Annotated in this window: 15 protein-coding genes and 2 tRNA genes; 4 read left to right on the forward strand and 13 right to left on the reverse strand. The window is 39.9% G+C overall.

The window, feature by feature from the left end; genetic code table 11:
- Positions 1 to 39: 39 nt before the first annotated feature.
- A tRNA-Leu gene (locus BMG01_RS02350) sits at positions 40 to 121 on the reverse strand.
- Positions 122 to 231: 110 nt separating this feature from the next.
- Between BMG01_RS02350 and BMG01_RS02355 the strand changes: the two genes are divergently transcribed.
- Positions 232 to 582, forward strand: coding sequence for a bacteriocin immunity protein (locus tag BMG01_RS02355; RefSeq protein ID WP_004913943.1), 351 nt, complete (start codon positions 232 to 234; stop codon positions 580 to 582).
- 100 nt (positions 583 to 682) lie between these two features.
- Here BMG01_RS02355 and BMG01_RS02360 read toward each other — a convergent pair whose 3' ends face one another.
- The 3 genes from BMG01_RS02360 to mutY are packed head-to-tail and all read right to left on the reverse strand — an operon-like array spanning position 683 to position 3,203.
- Positions 683 to 1,057, reverse strand: a complete 375-nt coding sequence (locus tag BMG01_RS02360) for a DUF6508 domain-containing protein (protein ID WP_004913942.1) — start codon at positions 1,055 to 1,057, stop codon at positions 683 to 685.
- A 30-nt stretch (positions 1,058 to 1,087) separates the two neighbouring features.
- A complete protein-coding gene (locus BMG01_RS02365; RefSeq protein ID WP_004913941.1) occupies positions 1,088 to 2,191 on the reverse strand; it encodes an AI-2E family transporter in 1,104 nt (367 codons plus the stop codon).
- Complete coding sequence (mutY, locus tag BMG01_RS02370; protein WP_004913938.1) at positions 2,169 to 3,203, reverse strand: A/G-specific adenine glycosylase; 1,035 nt, start codon at positions 3,201 to 3,203, stop codon at positions 2,169 to 2,171. The genes BMG01_RS02365 and mutY overlap by 23 nt, the downstream gene beginning before the upstream one ends.
- Before the next feature lie 89 nt (positions 3,204 to 3,292).
- Between mutY and BMG01_RS11280 the strand changes: the two genes are divergently transcribed.
- The 3 genes from BMG01_RS11280 to proC all read left to right on the forward strand — a co-directional run bounded on the left by BMG01_RS11280 (position 3,293) and on the right by proC (position 5,767).
- A complete protein-coding gene (locus tag BMG01_RS11280) occupies positions 3,293 to 3,436 on the forward strand; it encodes a hypothetical protein (protein ID WP_004913936.1) in 144 nt (47 codons plus the stop codon).
- Positions 3,437 to 3,535: 99 nt separating this feature from the next.
- A complete protein-coding gene (locus BMG01_RS02375) occupies positions 3,536 to 4,939 on the forward strand; it encodes a DHA2 family efflux MFS transporter permease subunit (protein WP_004911700.1) in 1,404 nt (467 codons plus the stop codon).
- A gap of 60 nt (positions 4,940 to 4,999) precedes the next feature.
- A complete protein-coding gene (proC, locus tag BMG01_RS02380) occupies positions 5,000 to 5,767 on the forward strand; it encodes a pyrroline-5-carboxylate reductase (protein ID WP_004911702.1) in 768 nt (255 codons plus the stop codon).
- A 55-nt stretch (positions 5,768 to 5,822) separates the two neighbouring features.
- Here proC and BMG01_RS02385 read toward each other — a convergent pair whose 3' ends face one another.
- The 9 genes from BMG01_RS02385 to BMG01_RS02425 all read right to left on the reverse strand — a co-directional run bounded on the left by BMG01_RS02385 (position 5,823) and on the right by BMG01_RS02425 (position 13,760).
- A complete protein-coding gene (locus tag BMG01_RS02385) occupies positions 5,823 to 6,113 on the reverse strand; it encodes a bacteriocin immunity protein (protein WP_004911703.1) in 291 nt (96 codons plus the stop codon).
- Between the two features lie 180 nt (positions 6,114 to 6,293).
- Positions 6,294 to 6,365 (reverse strand) — tRNA-Glu (locus BMG01_RS02390).
- A gap of 64 nt (positions 6,366 to 6,429) precedes the next feature.
- Positions 6,430 to 7,665 carry an NADH-dependent flavin oxidoreductase gene (locus BMG01_RS02395; protein WP_004911706.1) on the reverse strand — a complete coding sequence of 412 codons (1,236 nt, stop codon included), beginning with the start codon at positions 7,663 to 7,665 and terminating at the stop codon, positions 6,430 to 6,432.
- 212 nt (positions 7,666 to 7,877) lie between these two features.
- Entirely contained in the window at positions 7,878 to 8,474 is a 597-nt protein-coding gene (locus BMG01_RS02400) for a LysM domain-containing protein (RefSeq protein WP_004911708.1), read from the reverse strand.
- 205 nt (positions 8,475 to 8,679) lie between these two features.
- Positions 8,680 to 10,185, reverse strand: a complete 1,506-nt coding sequence (locus BMG01_RS02405; protein WP_004911709.1) for a bifunctional UDP-sugar hydrolase/5'-nucleotidase — start codon at positions 10,183 to 10,185, stop codon at positions 8,680 to 8,682.
- A gap of 48 nt (positions 10,186 to 10,233) precedes the next feature.
- Positions 10,234 to 11,043: a phosphonate ABC transporter, permease protein PhnE gene (phnE, locus tag BMG01_RS02410; RefSeq protein ID WP_004911711.1), complete on the reverse strand. Its 810-nt coding sequence runs from the start codon at positions 11,041 to 11,043 to the stop codon at positions 10,234 to 10,236.
- A gap of 10 nt (positions 11,044 to 11,053) precedes the next feature.
- Positions 11,054 to 11,875 (reverse strand): phosphonate ABC transporter, permease protein PhnE, encoded by an 822-nt coding sequence (gene phnE, locus BMG01_RS02415; RefSeq protein WP_004911713.1) that lies wholly within the window; start codon positions 11,873 to 11,875, stop codon positions 11,054 to 11,056.
- A complete protein-coding gene (gene phnC, locus BMG01_RS02420; protein ID WP_004911716.1) occupies positions 11,875 to 12,621 on the reverse strand; it encodes a phosphonate ABC transporter ATP-binding protein in 747 nt (248 codons plus the stop codon). Before phnC ends, phnE (BMG01_RS02415) begins: the two co-directional genes overlap by 1 nt.
- Positions 12,622 to 12,716: 95 nt before the next feature.
- The gene (locus BMG01_RS02425) at positions 12,717 to 13,760 is read right to left on the reverse strand and encodes a phosphate/phosphite/phosphonate ABC transporter substrate-binding protein (protein ID WP_004911720.1); all 1,044 of its coding nucleotides are present in this window, start codon (positions 13,758 to 13,760) and stop codon (positions 12,717 to 12,719) included.
- Between the last annotated feature and the right edge of the window lie 48 nt (positions 13,761 to 13,808).

Raw genomic sequence — 13,808 nt, forward strand, 5'->3', positions numbered from 1 at the left:
CAGATACCTCAATATAATAATATGGCGGCGACCATATTATACGGGTGACAGGAATCGAACCTGCACGGATTTCTCCACTGGAACCTAAATCCAGCGCGTCTGCCAGTTCCGCCACACCCGCATATCTAACACAACCCTTTAATTTTACTGGAAAAATGATTATACGTCAAGCGTTTATTTACCTTTGATCACAAATAAGCGTAACATAGAAGTAGTGAGGAAAAACAACAAATGACAAAAAGAAACGTTACAACAGTAATCGAAGCAAAGCACAACATTGAATTATTATACTTATCGCTACAATCTAAGCTTATTGTCCCAGGTATTCGCGATATCACTGATGTTCTATTACAAGTTAACAAACAAATAGACACCAGTAAAAATCCAGAGGCTTTAATAAACAGAATGGTTAATTATATCCGTATCACGGCCTCGTCTGAAAAACTTCATTTTTCAAAAGCTGATGAAAAACTGATTATTGATTTAGGCGTGATCGGACAACAAGCTGGTCTGAATGGTCAATATATGGCCGATTTTTCTGATAAATCACAATTTTATAGTTACGCTGACACATATAGATAGATTGTAATTAGTTAGCCACTTTCATCATCAAAAAAGGTTCGATACACTATTTTCTGTATCGAACCTTTTAATGTTCATAGTCCTATTTTAGTCACAATCATTAGGCTTTTTGTTTTAAATCACGTTCTCTTACTAACAAATCAAGTAAAATCCCATTTTGTACCAACGCTTGCCACATCCCCGGTGTGTATTTTTCACCGCGAATAATCGCTGATACAATTGCTCTTATTAAGCTATAATCCTGAGACGTATTCGCTAATTGGGCTACATCTGCCTCTGCCAAACCTTCATGAAATTGATGTTGGCGCAACGTGCGATCAAAATTTCTATCATATTCATCCGACTTAAAATAACTTTGCGCAAACGTCAAAATATCAGCCGTATAAGACGGGTATGTCGTCTCATGCCATGGAATTGCTTGCCCTTTTGCCTGCCGTAAAATACTAATATTTTTGTCAAAATCAAATGCTTGCATTGCGATACCTCTTTCTATGGTATGATTATATCACTTATTTTTAGTAAGTTCACGCATTTGTGTGCCAAATTTGATGACAGTTCTGAGCACAGCATAGACTGGCACCACCAAAATCATGCCAACGATACCTTTCAAGTTACCCGCTACCATCAGTAAAATCATGATTGTCAGCGGATGAATCTGTAATGATTTACCAATCACATTTGGATAAATAAAGTTGCCATCCAATTGCTGAACAACTGTCATAACAACTAATACCAAAATCATTTGCTTCCAAGATTGCGTTCCTGCCACTATTAAGGAAGGAATGACACCAATCCAGGGACCTACATAAGGGACAATATTAGTAATGCCGGCGATGACCCCTAAAAGCCAAGCATAAGGTTGACCGATGATTAGGTAGCCAATCGCCATTGCCACCCCGACAAACAGCATCTCAATCGCTTGACCAGAAATATACTTTTCAATCGTGTGGTCCATCTTATTTGTCAAATCTGCAACATTATCAGCAAAGCGATCAGGAAAAAGACGTTGTAAAGCTGGCAGAAGACGATTGCCGTCACTTAACATATAGAATAAAACAACCGGTATTGTCACTAAATTAATGGTCACTGACGTGATTGTTGAAATCACATTGCCTAGCGTCCCCGCCGTAATAGTCAAAAACGAAGCTGCATACTTTCCAACAGCGCTTTTCACCTCATCAACATCAATCGACAAATGCAAACTGTTAAACCATTTACTTTGCAACGTATCATTAACATAAGATTGGACCGTCTTAGCAAATCCCGGCAAAGCATTGATCAAATTGGTCATTTCACGAACCAAGGTTGGCACCAGCAATATTAAAGCCCCACCAATCACAGTCAAAAATAGCACAAATGTTATGATCACTGCCAGTTGATGTGGCATTTTATGATTTTTAATGGTGATTTTTTCAAGTAAGGTCAAGATTGGTTTCAAGACATAATACAAAAAGCCGGCCACAATTAACGGAACGAATACCGTTGAAATGAAAACTGATATCGGCTGCATCAAAAAATCAAACCGTGACACAATCCAAATTAGTGCCGACAGTGCTAATAATTCTATTGTCCAAAAAAACAAATTTTTATATTTCAGATTCGGAAACATTTAATTTCTCCAGCAATTTATATTGTAATTTTGGCAGACTTAATGCTGCCAATTCTTCTTGATTAAAGTATTTTTGCCATGAATCCGGCGTAATCGATGTCGATTTGACCAACCAAATTTCCCAACGGCGATGTGTGAAAATATGAACCACGGGCTTAATATTGAGCATGTTGCCTTGAATATCTTCCACACTGTTAATTGGTGTTAGTGGGAACGTCCAAAAATTAGCTAACAATCCTGTTTCTGGCCTTTGTTCTAAAAGTAGAGCGCCATTTTTCTCATAAACATGAGCGACAAACAGTTGCTTGACTGGTTTTGGTTTGGGTGTTTTAACCGGATAATGACTTTCAACACCATCACGATAGGCCGCATTAAAAGATTTGACTGGTGAATGTTGCGTGTCAGCGTTTTTAGCGGACATATAGCTAGCACCTAAGTCCATAATGGCCTGATTAAAGTCCCCCGGCCGTTTAGGATCAACAATTGGCAAAATGGCATCATAAAATATTTGCCGTGACTTAGGTTGTGCAATGTCTGCATCAATCTTTAATAACCGACTAAATACGCGATACTGATTACCATCAACTGCTGGTACCACTTCGCCAAAACTGATTGAAGCAATCGCAGCAGCCGTGTATGGCCCAACGCCCGGCAAAGTCTGCAACTCTTTACTTGTCGTCGGCCACTCACCATCATATTCACGAACAACATACTGCGCTGCTTTTTGTAAATTGCGCGCCCGCGAATAATAACCAAGTCCTTCCCATAATTTTAACACAACTTCCTCAGGTGCCTGTGCTAAAGCGCTCACTGTTGGTAACTGCTGCATAAATCGTTCAAAATAAGGGATTACCGTGGCAACTTGTGTTTGCTGTAACATTATTTCTGAAACCATTACGCGGTAAGGATCGTGATTTTGCCGCCAAGGTAAGGTTTTACGCCCCTCGTCATCATACCAATGAAGTAGTGTTTCTCGAAAAGATTCAATTGTTTGTTGAGACCATTTTTCCATAATATCTATTGTAGCACTTGTAATTGCTATTTTTTTACAGTATAATATTTATTTGTATGGAAAACATTGGATAAAAAAGGAGCACTATCATGGCATTAAAGAAGCCTCTTAACTCATTCGCCCGTGCCCGCAAAGTTAGTCACAGCGCTGCGAAGAAGCAACGTCAAGCTGCTATTGCAAAGTTGCAACAATGGGCCAAAGGTAAGTCAGAAGAATTACCTACGACAAAGTAAGTTTGACTTAAAAAAACAAAACCAGTATACGTACTGGTTTTGTTTTTTTAACAGCAACACTTTGATAACTAAAATTTCAAAAAGAAAGGATGTTATTGCTTGAATATATCTCAAAAAAATCGCACAATTTTAATCATTTTAGTGATTGGTACTTTCCTTGGCTTCTTAAATCAAACACTGATGAACGTTGCCCTACCTGATATTATGCGTGAATTTCACATTTCAACCGCATTAGGACAGTGGCTAACCAATGGTTATATGTTAGTCAATGGCATTATGGTACCTTTAACTGCCTTCCTCATTCAACGCCTAACAACACGTGCGCTTTATCTGACAGCGGTTGGTCTATTTGCGATTGGAACGATTACTGCTGGCTTTGCGCCTAACTTTGAAATTTTGATCACGGGTCGTATGATTCAAGCAATGGGCGCCGGTGTTTTTGGACCATTAATGAATGTCGTTGTGATGAATTTATTTGCCCCTGATCGTCGTGGATCGGCAATGGGAACGATTGGGTTGGCGCTAAACTTTGCGCCAGCCCTAGGGCCGAGCTTGTCTGGATTTATTGTAACTAATCTGAATTGGCGTTTTCTGTTTTACATTGTTGCACCCCTCATTATTGCTAATTTTATTTTGGCATATTTTCTCTTAAACAACATTGGCACACCAAAACGATTAAAGTTCGATGTACTCGGTGTTATTCTATCAAGTATTGGTTTAGGATCGTTACTTTACGGCTTTTCAAATGCAGGCGGTACCCCGTGGCATGACTTCACTGTTTGGGGTTTTGTGGTAATTGGCTTGGTTGTCACAACATTATTCATCCTTCATCAATTGCATACGTCAACGCCATTGCTTAACATGAGCGTTTTTTCTCATCGAGAGTTCAATGTTGCTGTTTTGATTAATATTGTTTTGATGATGGCTATGTACGGTGGTGCGTTAATGTTACCACTTTATATGCAAAATGTCCGTGGTGCTTCTGCCTTTATTTCTGGTTTGGTTTTATTCCCCGGGGCATTGGTTACAGCATTTTTGTCACCATGGAGTGGCCGCTTATATGATCGCTATGGTGCCAAATATCTCACCCTTACCGGTATCTTAATTACCGCTGTGGGTACTTTTATTCTTGCTTCATTAACGTTGACAACGCCACTTTGGTTCGCTGTCATTGGACAATTTGTACGGCAACTGGGGCTAGTCTTGGTTTTGATGCCGATCCAAACTGAAGCATTTAATGCACTACCTCTTAACATCATCCCTGATGGTTCGGCCATGTTTACAACGATTCGTCAGTTGGCTGCTTCGTTTGGTACGGCAGCCTTGGTAACAATTATGACAAAAAGTGCTACTAATTATCAGCTGCACCACCAACAAGCTAGTAGTTTACTTGTCAATTTGCATGGCGTCCACATCACTTTTTTAACTGCTGCGTTGTTAATGCTTGTTGCTGCAGCGATGACTAGTTTGCTTAAACCCAAACCAGTTATCACCAAAAAGTAGCAAGTGCTTCGACTATTTCAGTTATAATATAAATAAACTTAATTAATTGGAGGTATTGTTATGACCTACGGGTTTATTGGTGCCGGCAACATGGCGACGGCGATGATGAAAGGACTGTTGCACGCGAATGTTGATCCAGCAGATATTTACGTGTCTTCACCACACCGTGCCAAGTCGTTGGCAGAGGAACTTCACATCAATGCTGCTGATTCACAAACAGTTATTAACCAAAGTGACATCATCATATTAGCGTTTTTACCTAATCAGTTAACAGACATTGGTGCTACGCTTAATTTCACTAATAAAATTGTCGTCTCTGTGTTAGCACAAATCACGATTTCTGATCTAAATCAAGCTATTCCAAATGCATTCAATGTTCGCGCTTTACCCAACATCAATTCAGCTATTGGGCAAGGTAACACAGCGCTCGCTTTTGCCGACAACATAGACGCGGAACAAAATAAAAGCGTTACTCATTTTTGGCATTTGTTAGGCAACAGTGTCATACTCGAGGAAGATCAGTTCGCAATATTTTCTGCCATTGCCGGTTCCGGTCCTGCCTATGCCTTCAAGTTCATTGACGCATTGACCAAAGCAGGTGTTGATAATGGCTTGGACGAAAAACAAGCTGCAAGTATTGCAACGCAAACTGTTTTAGGTTCTGCAAGCACTCTAAATCAGTCAGGCAGCGACGCCGTCACACTCATGAATAGCGTTGCATCACCGGGTGGCTCAACACGCGCTGGTCTAGATAATTTTGAAGCTAATCAATTTGATGATATTGTTGCCAAAGCTATTTCAGCGACCGTCAATCATAAACACGCCTAATCACTAGCACTTCAATCATGAAGTGCTTTTTTAGTGAGCAATCAAAATTGTTAAATCAAATACTGAACAAAACATCACGACCGCCCATATCGTTTGCACCAATATAGCGCTGAGATAATTCGACAAGAAACTGTGTCGATGCAGATGTCAACTGTTGCTCGACTGCAAGCCGTGATAAACTACTTTTGAGCGACGCAGCCACAGCGCGATCATTTTGACTCTTTTCTAGTTGGGTTTTATTGTTAACAAATATATCACGTTCAGCACTCGTAATGGTTTCATCTAAAATTAAATCAACCAAATTGTCTAGCAACCAATTTTTATCTGGTGTCTTCCATGTCATCATTATCATTCCCCCGATTTTGCTTAATGGACAACATACGTTACATGACGTGCCATCCTATCATTTTAGCATTGATTATTTACATCATACTACTTTTTATCAGCAACAGTTCATTTTAAAAATAATAATGCATTAAACGTCTGAGAGCACACAAAAAGCCGCAACCGAAGTTGCGACTTTTAGTAGCTCGTGAGAGAATCGAACTCTCGATTCCGCCGTGAAAGGGCAGCGTCTTAGCCACTTGACCAACGAGCCATGGTCAGTTGTTGTTCGCTCTCGCTAAACAACTATATTAGTATACCAAGAATTCAAATACTCGTCAACCCTTTTTCTTCAAAGTCATCAGTTTTGTTGGATCAATTTGTTTTGTCACTTTGACCGGTGTACTTTTGTAATAACGCCAAGGCTTGTTCGGATCAAATTCCAGATCTGTCGTCACCGGTAATCCATTCTTAAAGCGTGTCAATAACCATTGTTCCAATGGTTTGGGGACACCCAACAAGTCGAAATCTGATGGCGAAATGGCATACCGAATTGCCCGTTCATCATTCATCTTCACCTTTTGCACCCAGTTGGGTTCAACAATCAATTCACGCCCCATGGCCGCAAAAGTCACACCAGTATCCATCAGCTCTTCAACTTGCATAGGCTGTTTTACTAAGCCAGCCACCATCAGTGGAAAGTCGTCTGGTAGTGCCTGTCGATAACAATCAACAATTTTTTTCTGATCATCCTTATCTTTAAACGGTGTTTGAAAGGCATTTTTCAATGACAAATGTAGATAATCAACTGGCAAGTCAATTAATTTGTTGACAAAAGCTAACGAATCTTGCAATGTAATCCCCGGTGTCATTGGTTCTTCAGGTGATTGACGATAGCCGAGTAAAAATGGCCGATCAGCATACTGCTCGATGGTTTGCGCGACCTTAGCAGTAACCGCTAAACCAAAGCGCATCCGTTTCTCCAATGTTCCACCCCAAATGTCATCACGTTGATTACTGTCAGGTGAAAAGAACTGTTGCATCAAATACAAATTCGCGCCATGAAGTTCAACACCATCAAACCCGGCCAAAATAGCTCTTTTCGTTGCAGCAGCAAAGTCATCAATTGTTTGCGCAATTTCTTGATGGGTTAACGCGCGTGGCGTTTCAAAGTCGCCACGTGGATACGCAACGGCTGACGCAGATACCGGTTGTTGCCCACGCAATATCGCAGTAGTCGTCTGCCGGCCAGCAGAAAATAATTGCAGTATCGCTTTTGCCCCGCCTGATTGTATGGCACTGGCTAAACGTGATAACCCCGCAATTTTGTCGTCATCAGCGGCGGAAATACCACCTTCCCAACCTTTTCCTAAATTATTGACATGTGCAACTTCACTCACAATGATTCCGGGACCACCGCTGCGCATTTGGTAATAGCGCAACTCATTATCCGTTACACTACCATCTTCAAAAGACGCACGTAATGTTGTCGGAGCCATCACAACATGATTACGTACTGTCATTTGCTTATTTTTAAATGTATATGAGTCTAAAAAATCGTAATTTATTTGCATATCAATATTGTAACACGATATGTTACTGTGTCACGAGTTGACCAGTGGCAAGATTCGACGTACCTCAGTGAATATCGTTTTTACTAGTGCACACTCGATATGACACAAACAATTAGCGCATTAAATTTATGGTTAATTACCATAAATTTTCTTAACTAAAAAAACATCCCCGCAAATTGAGGATGTTTTGATATCATGGTTTGATTAAAAAATTAATACCAACCAGTTGCTTGTGAGTGTGCCCAAGCATTTTCAGCTGTACCGTAACGTGCTGCAATATACGCCTTCATGGCATTCAATTGGTCGTTATAATCAGCTGTGTTACCACCGTAAATGGCACGGGCTTGTGCTGAAAGTTGACCAATACCATAATATTGACCGTTTGTAGCGTTAACATTACCACCTGATTCACGAGCAATCAAAGCATTCAATGCAGCAGAATTAGAGCTGTCACTTGAAGTTGACGTTGTTACTGAAGATGAAGTAGTAGTAGTAGTTGTTGTCGTTGTGCTTGTCGTTGCTGCTGCAGTAGTTGTTGATTGTGCAGTCGTTGCTGCCGCTTTAGTTGCTGTGGCAAATGACAAATGTTGACCAACAACGATCAAGTTAACGTTTGAAATGTTGTTATTAGTCGCAATTGTGTCAACTGAAACACCATACTTTGCTGACAATTTGTTCAATGTGTCACCAGATTGCACAACATAGTCTGATGGGGCTGTTGTTGTGTCGGCACTAGCATGTGCACCACCAAAGGCAAAGGCGCCTGCAACACCAGCAGCGATGGTCAAAGTCTTCTTAATATTAAACATTATGTATTTGTACTCCTAAGTTGTCTGTTCGAAGATGACAACATCCGAATTGATGAAGTCATGTAATTAACTTACGAGTATTAGTTTAGTCGCTGAATATAATAAGCAAACATCTGTTTCATATCAGGAACATTACATACTATTATTTATTATACATTTACCATACTAATTGTCTTATAAAAATCTTAAGATTTACAATAAAGGATTAATATCGGACTTTTAACTGTAATTGTGGCTTCTCTGGTAACTGATCATGATCTTCAAAATAGGCAACTAACATATCTTGAACAGCCTTATCACCCGAATAAATCGTCTCTGAATCAGCATAAGCTTTGTAATCACCACCACCGACAGCACGATAATTGTTCATCGCAACACTAAAATAATCGCTATCTTGAATATCTTCGCCCTGATACTTTAATTTTGTAATACGTTGTCCTATTGGCTTACGGACATCAATTTCATAATCAATACCAAACGCCAAGTCGTAGTTATAATGTTCCACTTTTGGTTTCAACCAATCAGGATTAACCGCTAGTTTCTGACCTTCGATAACAAAATAATTTGCTGTATGCTCCAATCCAACGCGTAGATCAGCACCAGAAATACGTTTCGTGACCAATGTATTATCAAATGGGTAATTTTGCAAAATTGATCTGAGTGTCAACCGTTTTGGCAAACTTGACGGGTTGTTGTTTAAGCCTTGCAATGTAATTTGTGCACCGGTAGCAGCCAGTTGTACTGCTGCAACCCATCGTAAAACATCATTACCATATTGCGCCAAAGTTAACGGTTCTGCAACTGCAACAGATGATGTCAAATTAGCGATTGGCTGATCCAACCACGCTTCAACTTTGTCATTGAGTGGTTGCAAGGCTTTAAGCATGTCAGGTTGGCTAGTCGTGCCAGCAGCATTTGTTGATGCAGTGAATAACCATTTCCCGTCTCTTAGCTCGCCATCAATTTGTGCGAAAAACTTAGCTTGGTTAGGTAATTGTAGCGTTAATGTGTCATTCATTAACTGGGCCGGCACTTGACCATGCTGATGTGCTGTCAATAAAATATCCAAATCAAGTTCTGCAGTGAGTTGCCAAGCAATATTTTCAGATGTTGTACTAATTACCTTGCCGGAATCCAAGTCACGCTCATAACCACCATGATAAATACCTATCAAAACATCAGCTGATTGGCGCAGGCGTGCGATAGTTTGAGCCGCTTTAATCAAAGGTGATTCAATTTTAATACCTGCGAGATGTTCTGGTTTCTCCCAAATATTAATATAGTCCGTCACTAAACCAATTAAACCAACTTTTGTGCCATCAGCTAGGGTCTTAATTTCTGCTGGATATAAGGTTTGTCCACTCTCATCTGTAACATTTTCAGCTAACACAGTTGCATTCAGATTTGCCAAATGTTTCTTGAGTTCGTCATAGCCCGCATTAAAGTCATGATTACCAAGCGTAACATAGTCATATCCTGCCATATTCATCATGTCTGATACTGCGTCAATGTCTTTATTTTTCTTAAGGTATTGTAGTAGTGGTGATCCTTGATACATATCACCACCATCAATTACTAGGGTGTTGCCATCTTTTTGATAATTCGCGGCCACATTGATAAGGCCTTGTGGTTGTGAACCGCTTTGAATGTAGTCAGTTGGCCATAAGTAACCGTGAACATCCGAAGTGTAATATAACTTGAAATGCTTCATTAAATTCCTTCTTTCAAAAACAAGGCAGCCAATGAGGCTGCCCATCTTCTAACCATGTAGTAAGTGCTGACGTAATTTATCTGATAAGTACTCAATGACAAAAATTAGCACAAACAGACCAATTAGAATGGCCCCAACTTTGTGCCACTCATACCCACTCATTGCAAAAATCATTGGCGCACCAATGCCCCCAGCACCAACCAGTCCTAAAATAGTGGCTTCACGTAGATTCATATCAAATCGGTAAGCAAGAATTGAGATAAAGTCTGAACTGAGTTGTGGCAAAACGCCATAACGGATTTTTTGGAAAAATGTGCTACCCGCTGCATCTAATGATTCCAAGATGCCCGAATCCAAATCTTCAATTGTCTCAATAAATAGTTTTGAAATCATACCGATAGAGACAACTGCCAGTGTCATCACACCGGCAAATGGTCCTGGCCCAGTGACGCGAATAAACATCAAACCATATACCAATGATGGTACTGTCCGAATCGCCATAATCACAAACCGTGTTACCACGACAACTGGTTTCGGCACTATATTTGTGGCTGAAATAAATGACAATGGCACCGCAATAATTGCACCAACTAGTGTCCCAAGAAAAGCAATTGCGATTGTTTGCAAAACCAAATAGGCAACACCAGTATCACCACCACCGAATAATAGGTCTTTGTCTGGTGTCACAATTCCTTCTAGGATATTCCAACCAATTCGCCACCCTTTGTCAGTCAAAGTCATTTGATTGACAGCAGATGATGACCAAACCAAGGCAATCAATACAATGATAGCAGCGGTGATATAGTATTTCGCACGTTTAGGTTGTGTCAGCAGAACAGCTTCTAGTTTTTTATTCATGTTGTTCTCCTTAACTCAAGAATTTTCGTAGTTGTTGGCTCAATGTTTCAATCAGCACCACGGCAACAAATAATGAAACCAAGATCATGCCAACACTTTGAAATTCACGCCAACCAATTTTTTGGTTCAAAATCATACCAATACCACCAGCGCCAACGTAACCTAAAATGGCAGCATAGCGAACATTACCTTCAAAAGCAAATAATGATGTCGACAAATAAGTCGGCAAAATTTGTGGCATAATAGCCGTAACAAACGCTCGCGGTGCATTTGCACCTGTGGCAATCAAGGCTTCATACGCCCCCATGTCCACTGTTTCAATATACTCAAATAGTTGTTTACCAACAAAAGATAAACTAAACATAAAGATAGCAACCGTACCAGCAAATGTGCCTAATCCAAAAATATAAGTCGCAATTAGGGCGGCAACTAATGTTGGCAATGTCCGCAACACTGTCAACGCAAACCGCACAATAAGATTGACGAATCGATTATTAGTAACATTGTTAGCCGCCAATATTGCTAATGGCAAGGCCACCACTGCACCAAAGAAAGATCCAAATAGTGACATTTTAATCGTATCAATTAAAGGTTGCCAAACTGATGGAAAATAAGACCACTTTGGTGGAAATAAATCGCCAAAGACAACCCAAAACTGCTGAAAATTAGCAAATAAGGTTGGTAAACTAAAACCAGTTACAACAACTGAAATAATTAAAATAATTAACAGTATCAGCAAAATCAATGGTGTTCTCGTAAACTTTTGGCTGACTGTTTTACCGTTGGCTAACGTGTATTTCTTAGCTTTAAATAATTTATCATACCACCACATTATTCGGCCTCATCTTTTGAATAGATATTATCTAAAATTTCTTGTGTTACACCAGAAACTGGTCCGTCATATACAACACGTCCAGAACGAATACCAATGATACGTTTGGCATAATCCAGAGCTAGGTCGACATGGTGAATATTGATCAAAACGGTTTGACCAAGTTCGTCATTAATGCGTTTAAAATCGTCCATTACCTCATGCGCTGTCACAGGATCAAGTGCGGCCACTGGTTCATCCGCCAAAAGCACTGATGGATTTTGTGCCAAAGTTCTTGCCAATGACACACGCTGTTGTTGTCCACCAGACAATTGATCAGTTCTAACAAAAGCCTTATCTAACATCGAAATACGATCTAGCGCCTCTAACGCACGCATTTTATCATTCTTTGAGAATAGCCCCAAAATGACCCGCCATAACGGCATATCTGGTACCAATGAACTCATAACATTACGAATAACCGTAATACGGGGCACCAAGTTATATGACTGAAAAATCATACCCACCTTGCGACGAAAACGGCGTAATGCTTTCCCTTTCAAGTTAGAAATTTCGACACCGTCAACCGTCAATTTACCTTCAGTGATGTCATTCAACCGATTAATAGTTCTAATAAAAGTAGACTTTCCAGCACCAGACATGCCGATAATGCCCACAAATTCACCATCTTCAATTTCTAAATTGATATCTTGCAAACCCTTCACACCGTTGGGGTACGTTTTTGAAACATGCTCAAATTTAATCATTTTTTCTTCCTAAACTATAATATGTATTGGCGCCATTTAAGGCACCAAACGCAATAAAAAGCAGCCCTGGAGCCGCTTATTAATGTCGTTGATTTTTACTTAGTTGACTCTTTTAACACTTTTTGTGCTGCACGTTCACCGTCATAGTTAGATGACTTTGCCTTAACATAACCTTCGTGTGAATAGATCGCAATCACTTTTTTACCTTCTTTAGTCTTAGCCAGTTTGATAAATGACTTTGACAAAGCTGACTTAAACTTCTTAGTCATAATCTTTGACTTCTTTGAAACAGAAATTGTGTCGTTGTAGATTGGTTGTGAAACACCGATAACGTTTGTTTCAGCCCAAATTGACTTTGATTGCTTATAATCTTTTGTCCATGCGTCCGCAAAATCACGACGTGCATTTGCATAAACTGGCAAAATATCAATTTGTCCAGAAGCTAAACGTGCCATACCTGAACCGTATGAATCAACCTGAACTGTATTTGACAAGTCAGTCACTGTCTTATTGTACTTTTTATTCAACCACAATGATGGATAAATATAGCCGGCTGAAGAAGTGGTTGATGACAAGCCCCACTTAGCAGAGTTCAAGTCTTTCCATGTCAACTTTTTACCTGCATTGATTTTCTTAGCCAATTCCTGTCCCTTTGCAGAAGGACCAGCGATAAACAATGAACGATATGTCGCTGCTTGCTTTTTAGTAGGTTCAGTTGCCTTACCATCATTCCACTTTGCAGCAGAAGTAAAGTCTTTATTTAAACCGGCACGAGTTGCGGTTAACAAAACTTGAACGCCGTCTTCATACATCACATAAGTACCACCCGGAATGAAACCAACATCGGCAGTGCCTGATGTTAGTGCTTCTCCGGCAGCTTCATAACTTGTACCTACTTTGATATCAACATTCTTAACATTATAACCTTGCTTTTCTAATTGTGCTTTCAACAAGCCTTTCAATGGCTTAGTTGCTGTTACAATTTGATCAGGTTGCTTTGAAGGAACAAAATAGATTTTCAATTCCTTGATTGTCTTAGTTGCTGCACTTGCGCTCTGCACACTCAATGTCGCAAAAGCAATCAATGCAACAGCAAAAACCATACTCAAACGGATGATCTGCTTAGCAGTCTGTTTCATGATTCAGTTCTCCTGTGACCTTAACGGTCTCTCTCGTTTTAGTAACCA

It is taken from the genome of Leuconostoc sp. BM2, from assembly GCF_002095565.1.
In the GTDB taxonomy this organism is placed as follows: domain Bacteria; phylum Bacillota; class Bacilli; order Lactobacillales; family Lactobacillaceae; genus Leuconostoc; species Leuconostoc falkenbergense.

Excerpts from the sequence above, each read along its gene's own strand:
- BMG01_RS02355 (WP_004913943.1), top strand. The coding sequence starts at position 232 with ATGACAAAAAGAAACGTTACAACAGTAATCGAAGCAAAGCACAACATT.
- BMG01_RS02360 (WP_004913942.1), bottom strand. The coding sequence starts at position 1,057 with ATGCAAGCATTTGATTTTGACAAAAATATTAGTATTTTACGGCAGGCA.
- BMG01_RS02365 (WP_004913941.1), bottom strand. The coding sequence starts at position 2,191 with ATGTTTCCGAATCTGAAATATAAAAATTTGTTTTTTTGGACAATAGAA.
- mutY (WP_004913938.1), bottom strand. The coding sequence starts at position 3,203 with ATGGAAAAATGGTCTCAACAAACAATTGAATCTTTTCGAGAAACACTA.
- BMG01_RS11280 (WP_004913936.1), top strand. The coding sequence starts at position 3,293 with ATGGCATTAAAGAAGCCTCTTAACTCATTCGCCCGTGCCCGCAAAGTT.
- proC (WP_004911702.1), top strand. The coding sequence starts at position 5,000 with ATGACCTACGGGTTTATTGGTGCCGGCAACATGGCGACGGCGATGATG.
- BMG01_RS02385 (WP_004911703.1), bottom strand. The coding sequence starts at position 6,113 with ATGATGACATGGAAGACACCAGATAAAAATTGGTTGCTAGACAATTTG.
- BMG01_RS02395 (WP_004911706.1), bottom strand. The coding sequence starts at position 7,665 with ATGCAAATAAATTACGATTTTTTAGACTCATATACATTTAAAAATAAG.
- BMG01_RS02400 (WP_004911708.1), bottom strand. The coding sequence starts at position 8,474 with ATGTTTAATATTAAGAAGACTTTGACCATCGCTGCTGGTGTTGCAGGC.
- BMG01_RS02405 (WP_004911709.1), bottom strand. The coding sequence starts at position 10,185 with ATGAAGCATTTCAAGTTATATTACACTTCGGATGTTCACGGTTACTTA.
- phnE (WP_004911711.1), bottom strand. The coding sequence starts at position 11,043 with ATGAATAAAAAACTAGAAGCTGTTCTGCTGACACAACCTAAACGTGCG.
- phnE (WP_004911713.1), bottom strand. The coding sequence starts at position 11,875 with ATGTGGTGGTATGATAAATTATTTAAAGCTAAGAAATACACGTTAGCC.
- phnC (WP_004911716.1), bottom strand. The coding sequence starts at position 12,621 with ATGATTAAATTTGAGCATGTTTCAAAAACGTACCCCAACGGTGTGAAG.
- BMG01_RS02425 (WP_004911720.1), bottom strand. The coding sequence starts at position 13,760 with ATGAAACAGACTGCTAAGCAGATCATCCGTTTGAGTATGGTTTTTGCT.